We start from the raw sequence: 16,749 nt of genomic DNA, 5'->3' as shown, positions 1-16,749 counted from the left end.
CCTCTGGGGTCAGAGGTACTTGGGCCGCTGGCCCCCGGTTCCCCGCAGGGGCAGCCGGGCCCCCATCACCGCGTACAGCCGGTCCGTCGCCGGGAACCGCACCGCCCGCGCCAGGTCCTGGTACCCCAACGCCCGGTACAGCCGCCGCGCCGGCGTCTCCGCGTCGATCGCCGAGAGGATGCTCCGGTCCAGGCCCGACGCCTCGCACAGGGTCCGGATGATCCGCGAGCCGACCCCCTGCCCCTGGAACTCCGGCAGCACGTGCAGCTCGGTGACGGCGAAGACCCTGTCCAGCCAGTCCCCGTACCCGCGGGCGGCCAGGTAGGGCTCGATCACCGTGCTCCACCAGTGCTCCCGCTGGTTGGGCATCCCGTACCCGAACCCGACCAGCTGCCCCCCGCTCATCGCCCCCAGCGCGATCACCCCCGGCTGCTGGGCGTGCCGCCCCACGATGTGCAGCCGTACCGCGACCTCTTCGGGCGTCAGCCCGAACGCCACCGCCTGGACCTCCAGCGCCTGCGGCGCCCAGGCCGCAAGGTCGATGGCCTCGATCGTCACCCCGGTCAGCTGATCCATGCTCCGGACGTTACTACCCGTGGCCCTGCGGCGCGGCCGAAGATCCCAACAGCACCTCGCCACACCGCGCCCGCCCCGCCCGGGACCTCCCCCTCAGAACAGCACGCTCATGAACGCCCCGACCTCCCGGAACCCCACCCGCCGGTACGCGGCCCGGGCCCGCAGGTTGAAGTCGTTGACGTACAGCGACGCCACCGGCGCCACCTCCCGCAACGCGACGTCCAGGACCGCCGCCATCCCGGTCTCGGAGAGCCCCTGCCCCCGGTGCTCCGGAGCGACCCAGACCCCCTGGATCTGACAGGCCCCCTCCGTCACCGCCCCGATCTCCGCCTTGAAGACGACCTGCCCGTCCTCCCCGAACCGCGCGAACGACCGCCCGGCGGACACGAGTTCGGCCACCCGGGCCTGGTAGAGGAGCCCGCCGTCCCCCGCCAGCGGCGACACCCCCACCTCCTCGGTGAACATCGCCACGCAGGCCGGCATCAGCGCCTCGACCTCGTCGCGCCGCACCCTGCGCACCAGCGGATCCGGCGCGATCTCCGCCGACGGCACCGAGGTCGCCAACAGCGGCTGGTGCGCCCGCACGTCCCGGGCCGGCCCCCAACTGCGCTCCAGCAGCGCCCAGAAGGCCGCCGTGGCCGCCGCCGGCCCGACGATCGAGGAGCAGCGCCGCCCCTGCCGGCGGGCCCGCTCCGCGAACGCCGCGACCGCTTCCGACCCGGCGTCGACGAGGACCAGGTTCGCCCCGGCGTAGCAGAGCGCGTCCAGCACGCCGTCCCCGTCGTACCAGCCCCACAACTCCCCGCCGAGCCGCCACGGGTCCAGCCCGACGGCCTCGACCCTGGTGGCGACGAACGCGTTGGCGACCGGGTCGCGGTGGAGGATCTCCAGGGCGTCCGGGAGGTCCGGCGGCTCCAGCACGCGGGTGGTGGCCAGGGCCCGGGCGGCCTGGAAGGAGCTCGGGAGCATCACACCTCGATCGAGCATCGAGACAGCACCTCACTGAGACGACTCTGGCCGCACCCTACTCCGTGGCCCCACCCGGCTACGGCCGCGGGGCCGTCCGCGAACGGACGGCCCCGCTTCCGGAATGCACCGCACGGGTGCTCCCGTACGGTCAGGACAACCTACGGCTGTCAGAACAAGCTACGCGGGGTTCGCTCCCGCACAAGCCGCGCGGGGGTCACTCCCCGGCGACCACCGTCGGCGCACCCGCCTCGACACCCGCCGCCTGCATCTGCTCGGCGAGCTTGAGCGCCTCCTCGATCAGGGTCTCGACGATCTTCGACTCCGGAACGGTCTTGATGACCTCGCCCTTGACGAAGATCTGCCCCTTGCCGTTGCCGGAGGCGACCCCGAGGTCGGCCTCGCGGGCCTCGCCCGGACCGTTCACGACGCAGCCCATGACGGCCACCCGCAGCGGCACCTCCATGCCCTCCAGCCCGGCGGTGACCTCCTCCGCGAGCTTGTAGACGTCCACCTGGGCGCGTCCGCAGGACGGGCAGGAGACGATCTCCAGGCCGCGCTCGCGCAGTCCGAGCGACTCCAGGATCTGGTTGCCGACCTTGATCTCCTCGGCCGGCGGGGCGGAGAGCGAGACCCGGATGGTGTCGCCGATGCCCTCGGCCAGCAGCGCGCCGAAGGCGACCGCCGACTTGATGGTGCCCTGGAAGGCCGGCCCGGCCTCGGTCACACCGAGGTGCAGCGGGTAGTCGCACGCGGCGGCGAGCTGGCGGTAGGCGTTGATCATCACGACCGGGTCGTTGTGCTTGACCGAGATCTTGATGTCGCGGAAGTCGTGCTCCTCGAACAGCGAGCACTCCCACAGCGCCGACTCGACCAGCGCCTCCGGGGTGGCCCGGCCGTACTTCTCCATCAGCCGCTTGTCCAGCGAGCCGGCGTTGACGCCGATCCGGATCGGGACGCCCGCGTCCTTGGCGGCCTTGGCGATCTCGCCGACCTTGTCGTCGAAGGCCTTGATGTTGCCCGGGTTCACGCGCACCGCCGCGCAGCCGGCGTCGATCGCCGCGAAGACGTACTTGGGCTGGAAGTGGATGTCCGCGATGACCGGGATCTGCGACTTCCTGGCGATGATCGGCAGCGCGTCGGCGTCGTCCTGCGAGGGCACGGCGACCCGGACGATCTGGCAGCCGGACGCGGTGAGCTGGGCGATCTGCTGGAGCGTGGCGTTGATGTCCGAGGTCACGGTGGTGGTCATCGACTGCACCGAGACCGGCGCGTCGCCGCCGACCGGCACATTGCCGACCATGATCTGCCGGGAGTAACGGCGCTTGGCCAGCGGCTTGAGCGGCAGGGACGGAATACCGAGCGAGATCGCGGTCATGTGCGCAGGGTTCCCCGGGGTTGAGGTGTGGTCGACCGCCCGGCCGTGACACGGCCGAGGCCGGGCGCGCTGACGATCGCGCACCCGGCCTCCACGGTACGGCACCGTCATGGCGCCCAGCACACCCGTGGTACCCGAACGCCCTAACTGATCTTCACCGGGTTCACCAGGTCGGCGACCATCACCAGCAGGGTGAAGCCGATGAAGATGCTGGCCACCACGTACGCCACCGGCATCAGCTTGGCGACGTCGAAGGGGCCCGGGTCGGGCCGCCGGAACAGTTGTGCGAACCGGCGCCGGACCGCCTCCCAGGCCGCGCCGGCGATGTGCCCGCCGTCCAGCGGGAGCAGCGGCAGCATGTTGAAGAGGAAGAGCGACAGGTTGATGCCGGCCAGCAGGTTCACGTAGAACGCGATCCGCTGGGTGCCGGGGATGTCGAGCGAGAAGACCTCGCCGCTGACCCGGGCGGCGCCGACCATGCCGATCGGCGAGTCCGGATCGCGCGGGGCGTCGCCGACGACCGCGTTCCACAGCCCCGGGATCTTGCCCGGCAACGCGATCAGCGACTTCACCCCGTTCTCGGTCATGTCGTACATCCGGTCGACCGACTGCCCGAATCCCAGCCGGACCACACCACTCGCGGGAGTGAATCCGAGGAACCCGGCCTGGACGCTCTGGCCCTTGAGCGGGACGCCGTTGCCGTCGTACTTCTGGACGTCGTTGACCGCGATGGTCGGGGTGAGGGTGAGCTGCTCCCCGGCCCGCTCGACCACGACCGGCACGCTCCGGCCGGCCGACTCCCGGATGTCCGCCTGGAGCTGGTCGTAGCTGTGGATCCGGTCGCCGTCGAAGGAGAGGATCCGGTCGCCCGCCCTGAGTCCGGCCTGGGCGGCCGGGGTCTGCGGGGCGCCCTCCGGGCAGGTGTCCCGGGGCTGGCCGACCTTGACCACGCACTTCTCGACCGAGCTGACCGTCGGCACGCTCATGTTGACGCCGAAGCCCATCATGACGGTCAGGAAGAGCCCGAACGCCAGGATCAGGTTCATGAACGGACCGGCGAACATGACGATCATGCGCTTCCAGGGCTTGCGGGTGTAGAAAAGCCGGCTCTCGTCACCCTCCTGGATCTCCTCGTAGGAGGCCTCGCGGGCGTCCTCGATCATGGTTCGCCAGGGCGAACTGCTGCGCTTGGTGATCCGGCCGTCCTCGCCCGGCGGGAACATCCCGATCATCCGGATGTACCCGCCGAACGGGATCGCCTTGATGCCGTACTCGGTCTCGCCCTTCGGGCGCGACCAGAGGGTCGGGCCGAAGCCGACCATGTACTGCGGCACCCGGATGCCGAACAGCTTGGCCGTGGAGAGGTGGCCGAGTTCGTGCCAGGCGATCGAGATGAGCAGCCCGATGACGAAGACCAGGATGCCGACCACCGTCAAAACCGTTGCCACCGTTGGTCCTCCGTCATGCCGCTCCGCTCATCGTCTCGTCCTACCGCAATCGGGGCCATTGGCCGACCGTCGGCCGGCCGTCAGCCGGCCGCCAGCTCGCGGGCCCGGGCGCGCGCCCAGTCCTCCGCGTGCAGGACGTCCTCCACCGTCAGGGAAGTTCCCGGCGCCGCGGCGCCGTCCCGCTGACCGTGCTCGGCCACGACCTTGGCAACAGTGTCCACGATTCCGGTGAAGGCGAGGCGGCCCTTCAGAAATGCCTCCACGCACTCCTCGTTCGCCGCGTTGAAGACCGCCGGGAAGGTGGCGCCCAGGGAGCCCACCTCGCGGGCCAGCTCGACCGCCGGGAAGGCCTCGTCGTCCAGCGGGAAGAACTCCCACGTGGCGGCCTTGGTCCAGTCGCAGGCGGGAGCGGCGTCCGGCACCCGCTCCGGCCAGCCCAGGCCCAGCGCGATCGGCATCCGCATGTCCGGCGGGCTCGCCTGGGCCAGGGTCGAACCGTCGGTGAACTCCACCATCGAGTGCACCACCGACTGCGGATGGACGACGACCTCGATCCGGTCGAACGGCACGTCGTACAGCAGGTGCGCCTCGATCACCTCCAGGCCCTTGTTCACCAGGGTGGCCGAGTTGATCGTGACGACCGGGCCCATCGACCAGGTCGGGTGCGCCAGCGCGTCCTGCGGGGTCACCCCGGCCAGCTGTTCCCGGGTGCGGTTGCGGAACGGGCCGCCGCTGGCGGTGACCACCAGCTTGCGCACCTCGGCCCGGGTACCGCCGGCCAGCGCCTGGAACAGCGCGGCGTGCTCGGAGTCCACCGGCACGATCTGGCCCGGCTTCGCCACCGCCTTCACCAGCGGACCGCCGACGATCAGCGACTCCTTGTTGGCCAGCACCAGCACCCGGCCCGCCTCCAGCGCGGCCAGCGTCGGCCGCAGGCCGATCGAACCGGTGATGCCGTTCAGCACCGAGTGGCACTCCAGGGCGGCCAGCTCGGTCGCCGCGTCCGGGCCCACCAGCACGGTCGGCAGCGGACCGCCGGCCGCCTTCGCGGCCAGCGCCTCGCGCAGCGCCGGCTCGGCCGCCGGATCGGCCACCGCCACGGTGTGCACGCCCAGCCGCACCGCCTGCTCGGCGAGCAGCTCCACCCGGCCGCCCGCCGCCGACAGCGCGACCACCCGGAAGCGGTCCGGGTTGCGGAGCACCACGTCGATCGCCTGGGTGCCGATCGAACCGGTGGAACCCAGGATCACCAGCTCCCGGGGGCCGGAGGGGTCCGCCACGGTGGGCGTGAAGCGCAGCTGCGGGTGGGCGAGCGAAGTCATGCGCCCATTGTGTCCTGTCCGCGGCACCGCCCCGGACTTCCCCGGGCCGCACCGGGCCGCCCCGGACTTCCCAGGACGACCTCCCCGGGCCGCCCGGCCCGTCCCGGGCTACCGTCGGAACCATGCGTACCGTCATCGCCGGGGGCCACGGACAGATCGCGCTCCGACTGGAACGACTGCTCGCCGCCCGCGGCGAACGCCCCGCCGGCATCATCCGCCGCCCCGAACAGGCCCGGGACCTCGTCGACGCCGGCGCCGAACCACTGCTGCTCGACCTGGAGGCCGCCACCGCCACCCAGCTCGCCGGACTGCTGACCGGCGCCGACGCGGTCGTCTTCGCCGCCGGCGCCGGACCGGGCAGCGGCGCCGCCCGCAAGAACACCGTCGACCGGGACGCCGCCGTACTGCTCGCCGACGCCGCCGAACTCGCCGGAATCCGCCGGTACCTGATGGTCTCCGCGATGGCCGCCGACGCCGACGCCCGCTTCCCCGCCGACGAGGTCTTCGAGACCTACCTGCGGGCCAAGGGCGCCGCCGACGACGCCGTCCGGGCCCGCACCGGCCTGGACTGGACCGTGCTGCGCCCCGGGCGGCTCACCGACGGCCCCGGCACCGGCCTGGTCCGGCTCGCCCCCTCGGTCGACCGCGGCGCGGTCGACCGGGCCGACGTCGCCGCCGTCCTGGCCGCCCTGCTGCACGAGCCCGGCACCGCCGGACTGACCCTGGAACTGGTCTCCGGGAACGTCGCCGTCGAGGAGGCCGTCGCCGCGGCCGCCGGGCACGACGGCTGAGCCCGCGCGGGGGCGCGAAACGCCGGGAGGGCCCGGTTCGGCGAACCGGGCCCTCCCACCGCAGCGCTACGGCACTGCCACGACGCCGCTCAGAGGTCGAGGCCGGTCAGGACCATGACCTTCTCGACGGTGTAGTCGTCCATCGCGTACTTGACGCCCTCACGGCCGACACCGGAGTCCTTGACGCCGCCGTACGGCATCTGGTCGGCGCGGTAGGACGGCGCGTCGCCGATGATCACACCGCCGACCTCCAGCTCCCGGTGGGCGCGGAAGGCGGTCTGCAGGTCGTGGGTGAACACACCCGCCTGGAGGCCGAACGCGGAGTCGTTGACCGCCGCGAAGGCCTCGTCCACGCCGTCCACCTTGTGCAGCGACAGCACCGGGCCGAACACCTCGGCCTTGGCCAGGATGGCGTCCCCGGGCAGGTCCGCCAGCACGGTCGGGGCGTAGGTCGCACCCTCGCGGGAGCCGCCGGTGAGCACCTTGGCGCCCTTGGCGACCGCGTCCTCGACCCAGGACTCGACGCGCTTCGCGGCGTTCTCGTCGATCAGCGGGCCGACGTCGGTCGCGTCGTCGGCCGGGTCACCGGTGACCTGCGCCTTGACCTTCGCGACGACCTTCTCCACCAGCGCGTCGTACACCGAGGCGTCGGCGATCACCCGCTGCACCGAGATGCACGACTGGCCGCCCTGGTAGTTCGCGAACATCGCGATCCGGGTGGCCGCCCAGTCCAGGTCGGCCTCCGAGGACCAGTCGGCGAGCACCACGGCCGCGGCGTTGCCGCCGAGCTCCAGGGTGCAGTGCTTGCGCGGCACCGAGTCCATGATCTGGTAGCCGACCTTGTCCGAACCGGTGAAGGAGATCACCGGCAGGCGCTCGTCCTGCACCAGAGCCGGCATCCGGTCGTTCGGCACGGTCAGGATCGACCAGGAACCGACCGGCAGATCGGTCTCGGCCAGGATCTCGCCCAGCACCATCGCCGACAGCGGGGTCGACGGAGCCGGCTTCAGGATGATCGGCGCACCGACCGCGATCGCCGGGGCGACCTTGTGGGCGACCAGGTTCAGCGGGAAGTTGAACGGGGCGATCCCGAGCACCACACCGCGCGGGAAACGGCGCACCACCGCGAAACGGCCCACGCCGCCCGGGTCGGTGTCCAGGCGCATGGTCTCGCCGTTGGTGCGACGCGCCTCCTCGGCGGCCCAGCGGAAGACCGACACCGCACGGCCGATCTCACCGCGGGCCCACTTGATCGGCTTGCCGTTCTCGGCGCTGACCAGCTGGGCGAGCTCCTCGGTGCGCTCGGTCAGCCGCTTGGCCACGTGGTCCAGGGCGGCGGCACGCTGGTGCGCCGGAGTGGCGGCGAACACCGGCAGCGCGGCGACGGCGGCGTCCAGCGCCTCCTCGACCTGCGCCTCGGTCGGGATGCTCACCTTGCCGACCAGACGGCCGTCCCAGCTGTTGTGCACCTCGAAGTCGGCGTCACCGCTCGCCCGGCGGCCGGCGAGCCAGAAATCGTACGTGGTGGTCACCGTGGTACCGGCCCTCTCCTCGTCTGTCCTACGGCCCACGGACGTGGGACCCGGATTTGAGGGTAGGCGGGGCGGCGCGCCGACCGGATTGGCCGACTAGGAGCGTTCGCCACCGGGGCCACTCCACCACGTCCTACCGGGGCGCGGTCCGCGCACCGCCGGAGCCTCGTCCGCCGTCCACTACCGGCCGCCCTCCGCCCGCCGCGTGAACCGCCTGTGCCACCCCGCCCGTGCCGCCCCGTACGTCACTCCTCGCCGGAACGCAGCGCCAGCCACAGCTCCATCCGCACGTCCGTGTCGTCCAGCGAGCGCCCCAGCAGCTCCTCGACCCGGCGCATCCGGTAGCGCAGCGTGTGCCGGTGCACCCCCAGGTCCGCCGCCGCCGCGTCCCACTGGCCGTGCCGGGACAGCCACGCCCGCAACGACGCCACCAGATCCCCGCGGGCCGTCCGGTCGTGCTCCCGCAACGGCCGCAGCAACCCCTCCGCGAAGGCCGTCACCGCGTCCTCGCCCAGCAGCGGCAGCAGCGACCCCGCGCCGACCTCCTCGTGGTCCACCGACCGGCGGCCGCCGCGCAACGCCACCGCCAACGCCCGCTCGGCCTGCGCGTGCGCCGTCCCGGCCTCCTCCAGCGCGGCCGGCGCCGAGACACCCAACGACAAGCCCTCGTGCTCCTCCACCGTGCCCAGACAAGCCCGGTGCACCGCGCCGTTGTCCAACGCCAGCACCATCAGCCGCTGCCCGTGCGCACCGTCCTCCCGCGCCACCAGCAGCTTCTCCCCCACCCGGGCGCCCGCCTGCTCGGCCCGGTCGCCCAGCTCCCCGAGCGCCTCCACGGCATCCGCGTTCGCCGGCCCCGCCCCGGCCACCAGAACCCGTATCGTCCCCTCCGGCAGCCCCCCGAACAGCCCCACCGCCACCTGGCGGGCCGTCGCCACCTCACCGGCCAGCACCATCCGCAGCAGCGCCGCGCCCATCCGCTCCTCGGCCTGCCGCAACTCCCGCGACCGCTCCAGGGTGAGAGTCAGCAGCGCCACCGCCGCGTTCAGCACATACCGCTCGGTCGGCGTGATCCGGTCCTCGGTCCCGACCGCCAGGAAGCCCCGGGCCCGCCGGTCCGCCCCCAGCGACTGGACCACCACATAGTCCTCGTCCGCCGTGTCTATCCCCGGCGCGCGCCCCTGCAACGCCGCACTCGACGGCGCCGGCCGCCGACGCAGCCGGTCCACCTCCGCCGCCAGCCGCCCCGCCCGGCGCGCCGCCCAGTCCGGCGCCACCACCGACAGCGCGCCCGACCCGTCGTACAGCGCCGCCCAACCCCCCAGCCGGGCCGCCAGCCGACGCACCACCGCCGTCGTACCGTCCTTGCCGAGCGCCGCCCGGGTCAGCTCCTCCTGCGCCTCGAAGCTGGTCGTCACCGCCTCGTACTGCTCCGCGGCCAGCGCCGCCGACACCACCTTGCTGATCGCGATGAACGGCGTCGGCTCCGGCACCCGCAACAACGGCAGCCCGCGCTGCGCCGCCGCGTCCACCAGCGGCTGCGGCACCTCCGTGTGCGACAACCCCACCCCCAGCCCCAGCCCGACCACCCCCGCGTCGGCCAACCGGTGCACATACGCCTGCAACTGCGCCGCCGTACGGCCCAGCTTGATACCGGTGGTGAGCAGCAGCTCGCCACCCTCCAGGAACGGCGTCGGGTCGTCCAGCTCACTGGTGTGCACCCAGCGGACCGGACGTTCCAGGTGATCCGCACCGGCGAGAACCGTCAGATGGAGCGACGTATTACGGACGACGGAGGCGAGTGTGGGGGGCATGGCACCTTCGAAGGATCGACCTGACCGCGCCATTGCGGCCGGGCGAGGAGAGGGACGTGGGACTGGTGAGGGTCTCTCCCCTTCATTATGGACGCCCCGGACAACCCGCACTGCCGAATCCACCTCGAAGGCGACTTCCCCGGCAGCCCGCCGTCAACCCCGGAGATCCACCAGCAACGGCGGCACCTGCTCCCCCGACACCGCCGTCAACGACACCACCGCATGCCCCGCCGGCAGCGCGTGCGCCAGATCCGACGGCGACCACCGCAGCCGCTCCACGTCCCGCGTCGTCACCGACTCCGTCTGCGCCGTCGTCCCCGACAACGCCTTCCGCCCGACCCGCCCGGCCCGCCGTATCACCCCACCGGAGGTGTCGGGGGTGTGGGTGACCGCGGTCTCCTGCACCAGGTGAGTCCCCCAGGCCTCCGAGAACAGCTTCCCGTCCCACGGCGCGATCCCCGGGAACGCCATCCGGCAGCCGACCGCGCCGAACAGCGGAGCCCGCAGCGCCTCCGGCAGGTCCACCAGCGTCCGCAGCAACAGCACCGCGCCCGCGTTCGCCCCGCGCATCCGCTGCAGGCCGCGCACCGCGGTGGCGTCCAGCGCCGCCGAGGCGTCGTCCACCACCAGGCCCGCGAACAGCGAACGGTCCTCGCGGGCCCCGGCCGCCTGCACGAACTGCCCCACCACCAGCCGGGACAGCATCCGCGCCGCCTCCGGGTGACTCCGCTCGGGCAACTTCACCCGCACCCGCAGCGGATGGTCCAGCACCCGCATCGCGAACGGGGGCCGACCGGTCCCATCGGTCGCGAAAGCCCCCTCGAAGGCGGGCCGCTCCAACAGCGCCAGCCGGTCCGCCAGCAGCGCCCCGGGGTCGTCCGCCCGGTCGCGCTGCCGCTCCCGGTGCTCCAGGTCCCGCTCGTGGACGGCCAGCCGGCCGGCCACCCCCAGCGCCTTCACCAGGGGCGCCAGCACATCCGGCTCGCCCGCCAGCATCGCCCGCAGCTCCCGCACCCCCGGGTAACGGCCGTACGCCGCGTGGAACGGGCCCACCACCTGCTGCAACGCGGTCCGGGCGTGCTCCGCGCGGGCGGTCAGCTCGTCCGGCAGCAACGCCTCGGCCAGCCGGGCGGCCGCCTCGTCCGGGTCCCGTGCGACGCCGTAGAGGTCCAGCCCGTACAGCGAGGACGGATCGCCGGGCGCGATCACCACGTCGTACCAGGCGTCCGGGCCGAGATCGGCATCCGCCGCCCCGACCACCACCGCACAGGCCGTACCCGACAACGCCTGCAGGCACAACGCCTCCGCCACCGGCCGGGCCAGCCGCGCCGTCTTCCCCGTACCGGCCGGGCCCACCGCCAGCAGCGAGGTGCCCAGCACCGCCGGGTCCAGCGCGAAACCGGCCGCCCGGTGGCCCAACGGGTTCTTCGGGACGTCCTGCGCGGTGCCCAGCCGGACCTGGCCGAGCAGCAGATCGTGCCGCTCGGCACGACCGGGCAGCTCGCGCGATTCGGAAGGATGGGCGAAGGCCGCCGCACCGCGCGAGGCCACCTGCTCGGCGAAGGCGGGCACGAACACCGGGTCCGCCTGGGCGGACTCCCAGGCACGCCGGATCCGCACGTAGTCGACGTCCCCCACGGCCTCGCCGTCCAGCCGGGCCGCCGCCCCGACCGCACCGCCCCGGCGCAGCCCGTCCCACGGATCCTGCCCCCGCACGCCCTCGGCCGCCCCCGGGACGTCCTCCTCGACGGGCCGCTCCTGCGTCACCGTGCGCGACAGCAGCGGCGTGACGTAGCGGCGCCACACCTCGGGCCAGCGGCCCATCCGGCCGAAGACCTTGATGACGGCCGCAGCCACCAACACGTTCACCGACAGCCCGACAGCAGTCACGAGGGTCTCGCTGGGGTGTTCGACCCAGACGGTAATCACGATCAGGTGGAGCACGAGCTGAGTGCCGTAGACGAAGGCCGGCCACGCCACCACCGCGTTCAGCCCCGCCCGCAGCAGCAGCGGCCAAGTGGCCACCTTGGCCGCCTCCGCCCGCTCCGGGTCGAGGCGGCGGTAGCCGAGCCGGTAGACGCCCGGTTCTGCGTCGGGGCGCGGGGCGCAGGCCCAGGCGGCGAGGTCGAAGGCCCCGTCCGTGCCCCCGCCGGGGCGTTGGTGGGGCAAGGAGCTCGGGGGGCTGGTGGTGTGCTCGCCGTGGTGGTGTGCCCCGTCCTGTGCCATGTACGGCCCCGCTCCCTCGCCCGCCCGCCCGGCCCGACCGCCGTCGGTGCCGCCATACCCATGCCGCCGTACCGGCGACACGCCCGCGCTCAGGGTAGTGGAGCGTGGCCTGCGGGTAGTCGTGCCGCCCGCGCTGGCCGTGCCGGACAAGTCGGACGGCGCACTGCTACCGAGTGGCGCGTGCCCGGGTGGGGAGGGCGGCCGTAGCCTGCGAAGCACCGAGCCGAGAAGTCTGGAGAAACCCCATGAGCGCCGCAACGCCGCTCCCGCAGGAGCGCCGCCTGGTCACCGCGATCCCCGGTCCGAAGTCGCAGGAGCTGCACGCCCGCAAGCTGGGTGCGGTGGCGGCCGGTGTCGGCACCACCCTGCCGGTGTACGTGTCCCGTGCCAACGGCGGCGTGCTGGAGGACGTGGACGGCAACTCGCTGATCGACTTCGGTTCCGGCATCGCCGTGACGAACGTCGGCAACAGCGCCGAGGCCGTGGTGGCCCGGACGACCGAGCAGCTGGGCAACTTCACGCACACCTGTTTCATGGTGACCCCGTACGAGGGTTACGTGGCGGTCGCCGAGCAGCTGAACGAGCTGACCCCGGGTGACCACGAGAAGCGCACCGCGCTGTTCAACTCGGGTTCCGAGGCCGTCGAGAACGCGGTGAAGATCGCCCGCGCCTACACCAAGCGCCAGGCCATCGTGGTGTTCGACCACGGCTACCACGGCCGCACCAACCTGACGCTGGCGCTGACGGCGAAGAACATGCCGTACAAGCAGGGCTTCGGTCCGTTCGCCCCCGAGGTCTACCGGGTGCCGGTCGCCTACCCGTACCGCTGGCTGACCGGTGCGGAGAACGCCGCCGCCGAGGCCGCGGCGCAGGCGATCGACGCGATCAACAAGCAGATCGGTGCCGAGAACGTCGCCGCGATCATCATCGAGCCGATCCAGGGCGAGGGCGGCTTCATCGAGCCGGCCAAGGGCTTCCTGCCGGCGATCGTGGAGTTCGCGAAGGCGAACGGCATCGTGTTCGTCGCGGACGAGATCCAGACCGGTTTCTGCCGTACCGGCCAGTGGTTCGCGTGCGAGGACGAGGGCATCGTCCCGGACCTGATCACCACCGCGAAGGGTATCGCCGGCGGTCTGCCGCTGTCCGCGCTGACCGGCCGCGCCGAGATCATGGACGCCGCGCAGACCGGTGGTCTGGGTGGCACCTACGGTGGCAACCCGGTGGCCTGTGCCGCCGCGCTGGGTGCCATCGAGACCATGAAGGAGCTGGACCTCAACGGCAAGGCGCAGCGGATCGGCGAGATCATGCTGGGCCGCCTGCGGGCCATGCAGGAGAAGTACGAGATCATCGGTGAGGTCCGCGGCCGCGGTGCGATGATCGCCGTCGAGCTGGTGCTGCCGGGCGGCAAGGAGCCGAACGCGGAGGCCACCGCGGCCATCGCCAAGGCCTGCCACGCCGAGGGCCTGGTCGTGCTGACCGCCGGCACCTACGGCAACGTGCTGCGCTTCCTGCCGCCGCTGGTCATGCCGGAGCACCTGCTGACCGAGGGCCTGGACATCCTGGAGGGTGCTTTCGCCGCCCTCTGAGCGGTGTCGCCCGTCAGGTCGTGAACCCCCGCCGGAGGGTTGTCCGGACAGCGCTGAACGGCCCGTGGGGACCTCTTGGTCCGCACGGGCCGTTCGGTTTCCGGCGTGCCGCGCGGGCGGTCCGGGCATGATCGACGGGGTGCCCCGGAGGCTGCCCGGCGCGGGGTGAAGATGGTGTGCGGAATCGCTGAAGGCGCTCGGCGCGGAAGGGCTGTTGACGTAGTGTCATCGCAGATGGACAGCGAGCCTCAGCCGTTGGCGCGGCCGTCCGCGGGGCCCCTTCCGGGGCCGGTCGCGCGGGTGCCGCACGAGGACGACCAGGCCGGCCCGGGAGGGTCGGCGCCCACCGAAGGCCGATCGACCGACCGTCCGACCCACACCCCCCGGGGCGCGCGGAACGGCGATCATCAGAGCCGCCCCGGAGCTCTCCCCCCTGCTCCGGGGCGGCTGTCCGCCGTTCCGGGCCGGGTGGCGCGGTCGGTGGCGGTGCCGGTGGTCGCGGCGGTGCTGCTGGTGGTGGTGTCCTGGCAGGTCGCGGCGGAGGGGCCGCTGCTCGGCGTGGACCGCTGGGTCCGCCGGGCGGTCCGTTCGGCGCACCGGGACTTCCCGAACGCCTTGCTCGACCGGCTCGGTCATCTCCTGTCGGACCTGGGCAGCGGCGTTCCGGCGGTCCCGGTGCTGCTGCTGGCCGGTGCTCTGGCCGCGTGGCTCGGGCGCCGGGCCGGGGCCGGGCGCTGGTGGCTGCCGCTGCTGGTGGCGGCGCTGACGGCGGTGCTGATCCCGTTGCTGGTGGTCCCGGCGAAGTCGGCCTTCGCCCGGCCGGGTCCGCTCGGGGAGCCGCTGGCGGCGGGCCAGTGGGGCTGGTTCCCGTCCGGGCACACCGCGACCGCGGCGGTCTCGTACGGGGTGGCGGCGCTGTTGCTGGCCCGGGTGGCGGGGCCGCGCGCCGTCCGGGGGTTGACGGCGGGTGCGGTGCTGTTGTCGCTCGGGGTGGGCGCGGGGCTGGTGTGGAGCGACTTCCACTGGCTGCTGGACGTGGTGGCGAGCTGGTGCCTGGCCATCCTGGTGCTGTGGTCGTTCGCCCGGTGGCTGCCCCGGCCGGGTTCCGGGGGTCGTCAGGCTTCGGGGGCCTCTTCGTTGCGGTGAACGAGGCCGGGCTCGCCGTTGTCCCGGTGCCATGCGATGACGAGTTCGTCGCGGGCGCCGAAGCGGACGAGGTGGCGGCCGACGACGTCCTCCAGGCCGGGCAGGTTCTCGCGCTCGCCCTCGACGGTGAGCAGCAGCGCGTCGGGCTGTGCCTCCAGGGTGGCGGTGCCGGCGCCGAAGACCATCGTGCCGCGGCCGGTCTCCTCCGAGTAGACGGCCTCGATCTTGCGCCCCATGTGGGCGGTGAGCTGCTTGGCGTAACGGCCCGGGCGGTCGGTGGCGACGCGGGCTTCGGAGCGGGGCATGGGTCCTCCAAGGTCGGGAGGGGAACTTAGGGTCCCCTCACTCGGGGCAACGCTAACCCAGATACTGAGCTAAGCTCAACATATTTCCGCGATCACCCTCCGCCGCCGGCCGCGGGCCCCGGACCGACGGCTACCCTTGGGCGGACGCCAGCCGAGGAGACCGCCGATGACCACCACGCCGACCGACGAACCGGCGGACCCCTCCTCCGGCCCCCGGTCCGGCACCCCGGACACCGCCGCCGAACTGGCCGACGCGATGACCAGGGCGATCAAGCGGATCCGCCGTCAGACCGGCTGGCGGCTGGAGCCGTACGGCATCACCCCCGGCCAGGCCCGGGCACTGCGCACGCTCGCCCACGTGCCCGGCTGCGAGACGCCGGACCACGCGATGCGGCTGAGCGACCTCGCCGACAAGCTGCACATCGCCCCGCGCTCGGCGACCACCGTGGTCGACGCGCTGGAGGAGGCCGGCCTGGTCGAGCGCAGCCCCGACCCGGCCGACCGGCGGGCGGTGCGGATCCTGCTGACCGAGGCCGGCCGGGCGGCGGTGGAGCGGATCGGGCAGGTCCGGGACGAGGTGGCGCAGGAGTACTTCGGCGAGGTCAGCCCCGCCGACGAGGAGGTGCTGCTGCGGGTGCTGCGCTCGGCCGAGGCCCGCTTCCTCGAAGCCGGGCCACCACGCCGGTAGCGGCCCCCGGGCGCAGCGCGGTGATCCCGATCCCAGCGATCACCAGCAGCGCGGCCGCGGCGGCGGTCGGGCTGATCCGCTCGCCCAGCAGCAGCCAGGCCGAGGACATCCCGAACACCGGGACCAGCAGCGAGTAGGGCGCGACGGCGGTCGCGTCGTAGTTGCGCAGCAGGAAGCTCCAGGCGACGAAGCCGAACAGGGTGGAGACCAGCCCGACGTAGCCGATCGCGCCCAGTCCGGCCGGGGTGATCCCGCGCAGGGCGCGCAGGTCCGCGTCGGGCCCCTCGACCAGCAGGGACAGGCCCAGCAGCGGCAGCGGCGGGACGGCACTGACCCAGACCATCCAGCGCAGGGCGTCCGGCGGCGCGGCCTTGCGGGTCAGCACGTTGGCCAGACCCCAGGCGACGGCGGCCAGGACGACCAGAGCGAAGGCCCCGAGCGGTCCGCCCGCGCCCTGGTCCCAGGCGCTCAGCGCGATGCCGGAGAAGGCGACCGCCAGGCCCGCCAGCCGCTGCCGGCCGGGGCGCTCGCACAGCAGTACGGCGGCGAACAGCGCGGTGAAGCCGGCCTGCCCCTGGAGCACCAGGGAGGAGAGTCCGGCCGGCATCCCGGCGTGCATGCCGAGGAAGAGCAGCCCGAACTTGACCACCCCGAGGACCAGGCCGACCGCCACCACCCAGCGCCGGGCCACCCTGGGCGGGCCGACGAAGAAGATCGCCGGCACCGCGACGACGGCGAACCGCAGGGCGCAGAAGAGCAGCGGCGGGAAGCTGTCCAGGCCGACGTGGATCAGGACGAAGTTGAGGCCCCAGACGGCGGCCACCAGGACGGCCAGGGCGATGTGGCGCGGGCTCATGCCGCCCGGACCGCCGTTGCCACCCGTGTCACCCGTGCTGCCGGTGCTGCCCGTGCTGGTGCGGCCGCTCGGGGCGGCGGCGGTTGTCGCGGTCATGGGTCGAGCATGGCGACCC

At 73.2% G+C, this 16,749-nt stretch carries 14 protein-coding genes; 4 read left to right on the top strand and 10 right to left on the bottom strand.

What is annotated here, in order from left to right:
- Nucleotides 1-9: 9 nt before the first annotated feature.
- From ACFVUY_RS39000 to dxr, 5 genes are all read right to left on the bottom strand, one after another.
- A complete protein-coding gene (locus ACFVUY_RS39000; protein WP_387695018.1) occupies nucleotides 10-576 on the bottom strand; it encodes a GNAT family N-acetyltransferase in 567 nt (188 codons plus the stop codon).
- A 93-nt stretch (nucleotides 577-669) separates the two neighbouring features.
- Complete coding sequence (locus ACFVUY_RS38995; RefSeq protein ID WP_380545025.1) at nucleotides 670-1,545, bottom strand: GNAT family N-acetyltransferase; 876 nt, start codon at nucleotides 1,543-1,545, stop codon at nucleotides 670-672.
- A gap of 214 nt (nucleotides 1,546-1,759) precedes the next feature.
- Complete coding sequence (ispG, locus tag ACFVUY_RS38990) at nucleotides 1,760-2,920, bottom strand: flavodoxin-dependent (E)-4-hydroxy-3-methylbut-2-enyl-diphosphate synthase (protein ID WP_359909168.1); 1,161 nt, start codon at nucleotides 2,918-2,920, stop codon at nucleotides 1,760-1,762.
- A gap of 143 nt (nucleotides 2,921-3,063) precedes the next feature.
- A complete protein-coding gene (locus tag ACFVUY_RS38985; protein ID WP_387736825.1) occupies nucleotides 3,064-4,368 on the bottom strand; it encodes a M50 family metallopeptidase in 1,305 nt (434 codons plus the stop codon).
- An 80-nt stretch (nucleotides 4,369-4,448) separates the two neighbouring features.
- Nucleotides 4,449-5,690: a 1-deoxy-D-xylulose-5-phosphate reductoisomerase gene (gene dxr / locus ACFVUY_RS38980; protein ID WP_387736824.1), complete on the bottom strand. Its 1,242-nt coding sequence runs from the start codon at nucleotides 5,688-5,690 to the stop codon at nucleotides 4,449-4,451.
- A 122-nt stretch (nucleotides 5,691-5,812) separates the two neighbouring features.
- Here dxr and ACFVUY_RS38975 point away from each other — a divergent pair, with 122 nt between their 5' ends.
- Nucleotides 5,813-6,481, top strand: a complete 669-nt coding sequence (locus tag ACFVUY_RS38975) for an NAD(P)-binding oxidoreductase (protein WP_387695015.1) — start codon at nucleotides 5,813-5,815, stop codon at nucleotides 6,479-6,481.
- Nucleotides 6,482-6,570: 89 nt separating this feature from the next.
- Here the strand turns inward: ACFVUY_RS38975 and ACFVUY_RS38970 are convergent, their stop codons facing one another.
- The 3 genes from ACFVUY_RS38970 to ACFVUY_RS38960 form a co-directional block, all read right to left on the bottom strand.
- Nucleotides 6,571-8,013: an aldehyde dehydrogenase family protein gene (locus ACFVUY_RS38970; RefSeq protein WP_387695014.1), complete on the bottom strand. Its 1,443-nt coding sequence runs from the start codon at nucleotides 8,011-8,013 to the stop codon at nucleotides 6,571-6,573.
- Between the two features lie 245 nt (nucleotides 8,014-8,258).
- On the bottom strand, nucleotides 8,259-9,827 hold the full coding sequence (locus tag ACFVUY_RS38965; protein WP_387695013.1) for a PucR family transcriptional regulator: 1,569 nt from the start codon (nucleotides 9,825-9,827) through the stop codon (nucleotides 8,259-8,261).
- A 153-nt stretch (nucleotides 9,828-9,980) separates the two neighbouring features.
- Nucleotides 9,981-12,053, bottom strand: coding sequence for an ATP-binding protein (locus ACFVUY_RS38960; protein WP_387736823.1), 2,073 nt, complete (start codon nucleotides 12,051-12,053; stop codon nucleotides 9,981-9,983).
- Nucleotides 12,054-12,298: 245 nt separating this feature from the next.
- On the opposite strand from ACFVUY_RS38960, the gene gabT reads away from it, so the two are divergent.
- On the top strand, nucleotides 12,299-13,639 hold the full coding sequence (gabT, locus tag ACFVUY_RS38955) for a 4-aminobutyrate--2-oxoglutarate transaminase (RefSeq protein ID WP_387695011.1): 1,341 nt from the start codon (nucleotides 12,299-12,301) through the stop codon (nucleotides 13,637-13,639).
- A 480-nt stretch (nucleotides 13,640-14,119) separates the two neighbouring features.
- Complete coding sequence (locus ACFVUY_RS38950) at nucleotides 14,120-14,785, top strand: phosphatase PAP2 family protein (protein ID WP_387736822.1); 666 nt, start codon at nucleotides 14,120-14,122, stop codon at nucleotides 14,783-14,785.
- Here the strand turns inward: ACFVUY_RS38950 and ACFVUY_RS38945 are convergent.
- Entirely contained in the window at nucleotides 14,755-15,090 is a 336-nt protein-coding gene (locus tag ACFVUY_RS38945) for a DUF2218 domain-containing protein (RefSeq protein ID WP_359909195.1), read from the bottom strand. The genes ACFVUY_RS38950 and ACFVUY_RS38945 overlap by 31 nt on opposite strands.
- Before the next feature lie 166 nt (nucleotides 15,091-15,256).
- Here ACFVUY_RS38945 and ACFVUY_RS38940 point away from each other — a divergent pair, with 166 nt between their 5' ends.
- Nucleotides 15,257-15,778, top strand: coding sequence for a MarR family transcriptional regulator (locus ACFVUY_RS38940; protein WP_359909198.1), 522 nt, complete (start codon nucleotides 15,257-15,259; stop codon nucleotides 15,776-15,778).
- Here the strand turns inward: ACFVUY_RS38940 and ACFVUY_RS38935 are convergent.
- Nucleotides 15,693-16,634 (bottom strand): EamA family transporter, encoded by a 942-nt coding sequence (locus ACFVUY_RS38935; protein ID WP_387736837.1) that lies wholly within the window; start codon nucleotides 16,632-16,634, stop codon nucleotides 15,693-15,695. The genes ACFVUY_RS38940 and ACFVUY_RS38935 overlap by 86 nt on opposite strands.
- Nucleotides 16,635-16,749: the final 115 nt, after the last annotated feature.

The sequence above is a fragment of the Kitasatospora sp. NPDC058063 genome (assembly GCF_042885395.1).
GTDB classification, from domain to species: Bacteria; Actinomycetota; Actinomycetes; order Streptomycetales; family Streptomycetaceae; genus Kitasatospora; species Kitasatospora lactacystinica.
Note: the sequence above shows the minus strand (reverse complement) of the source record. Positions and strands in the feature narration are given on the sequence as shown.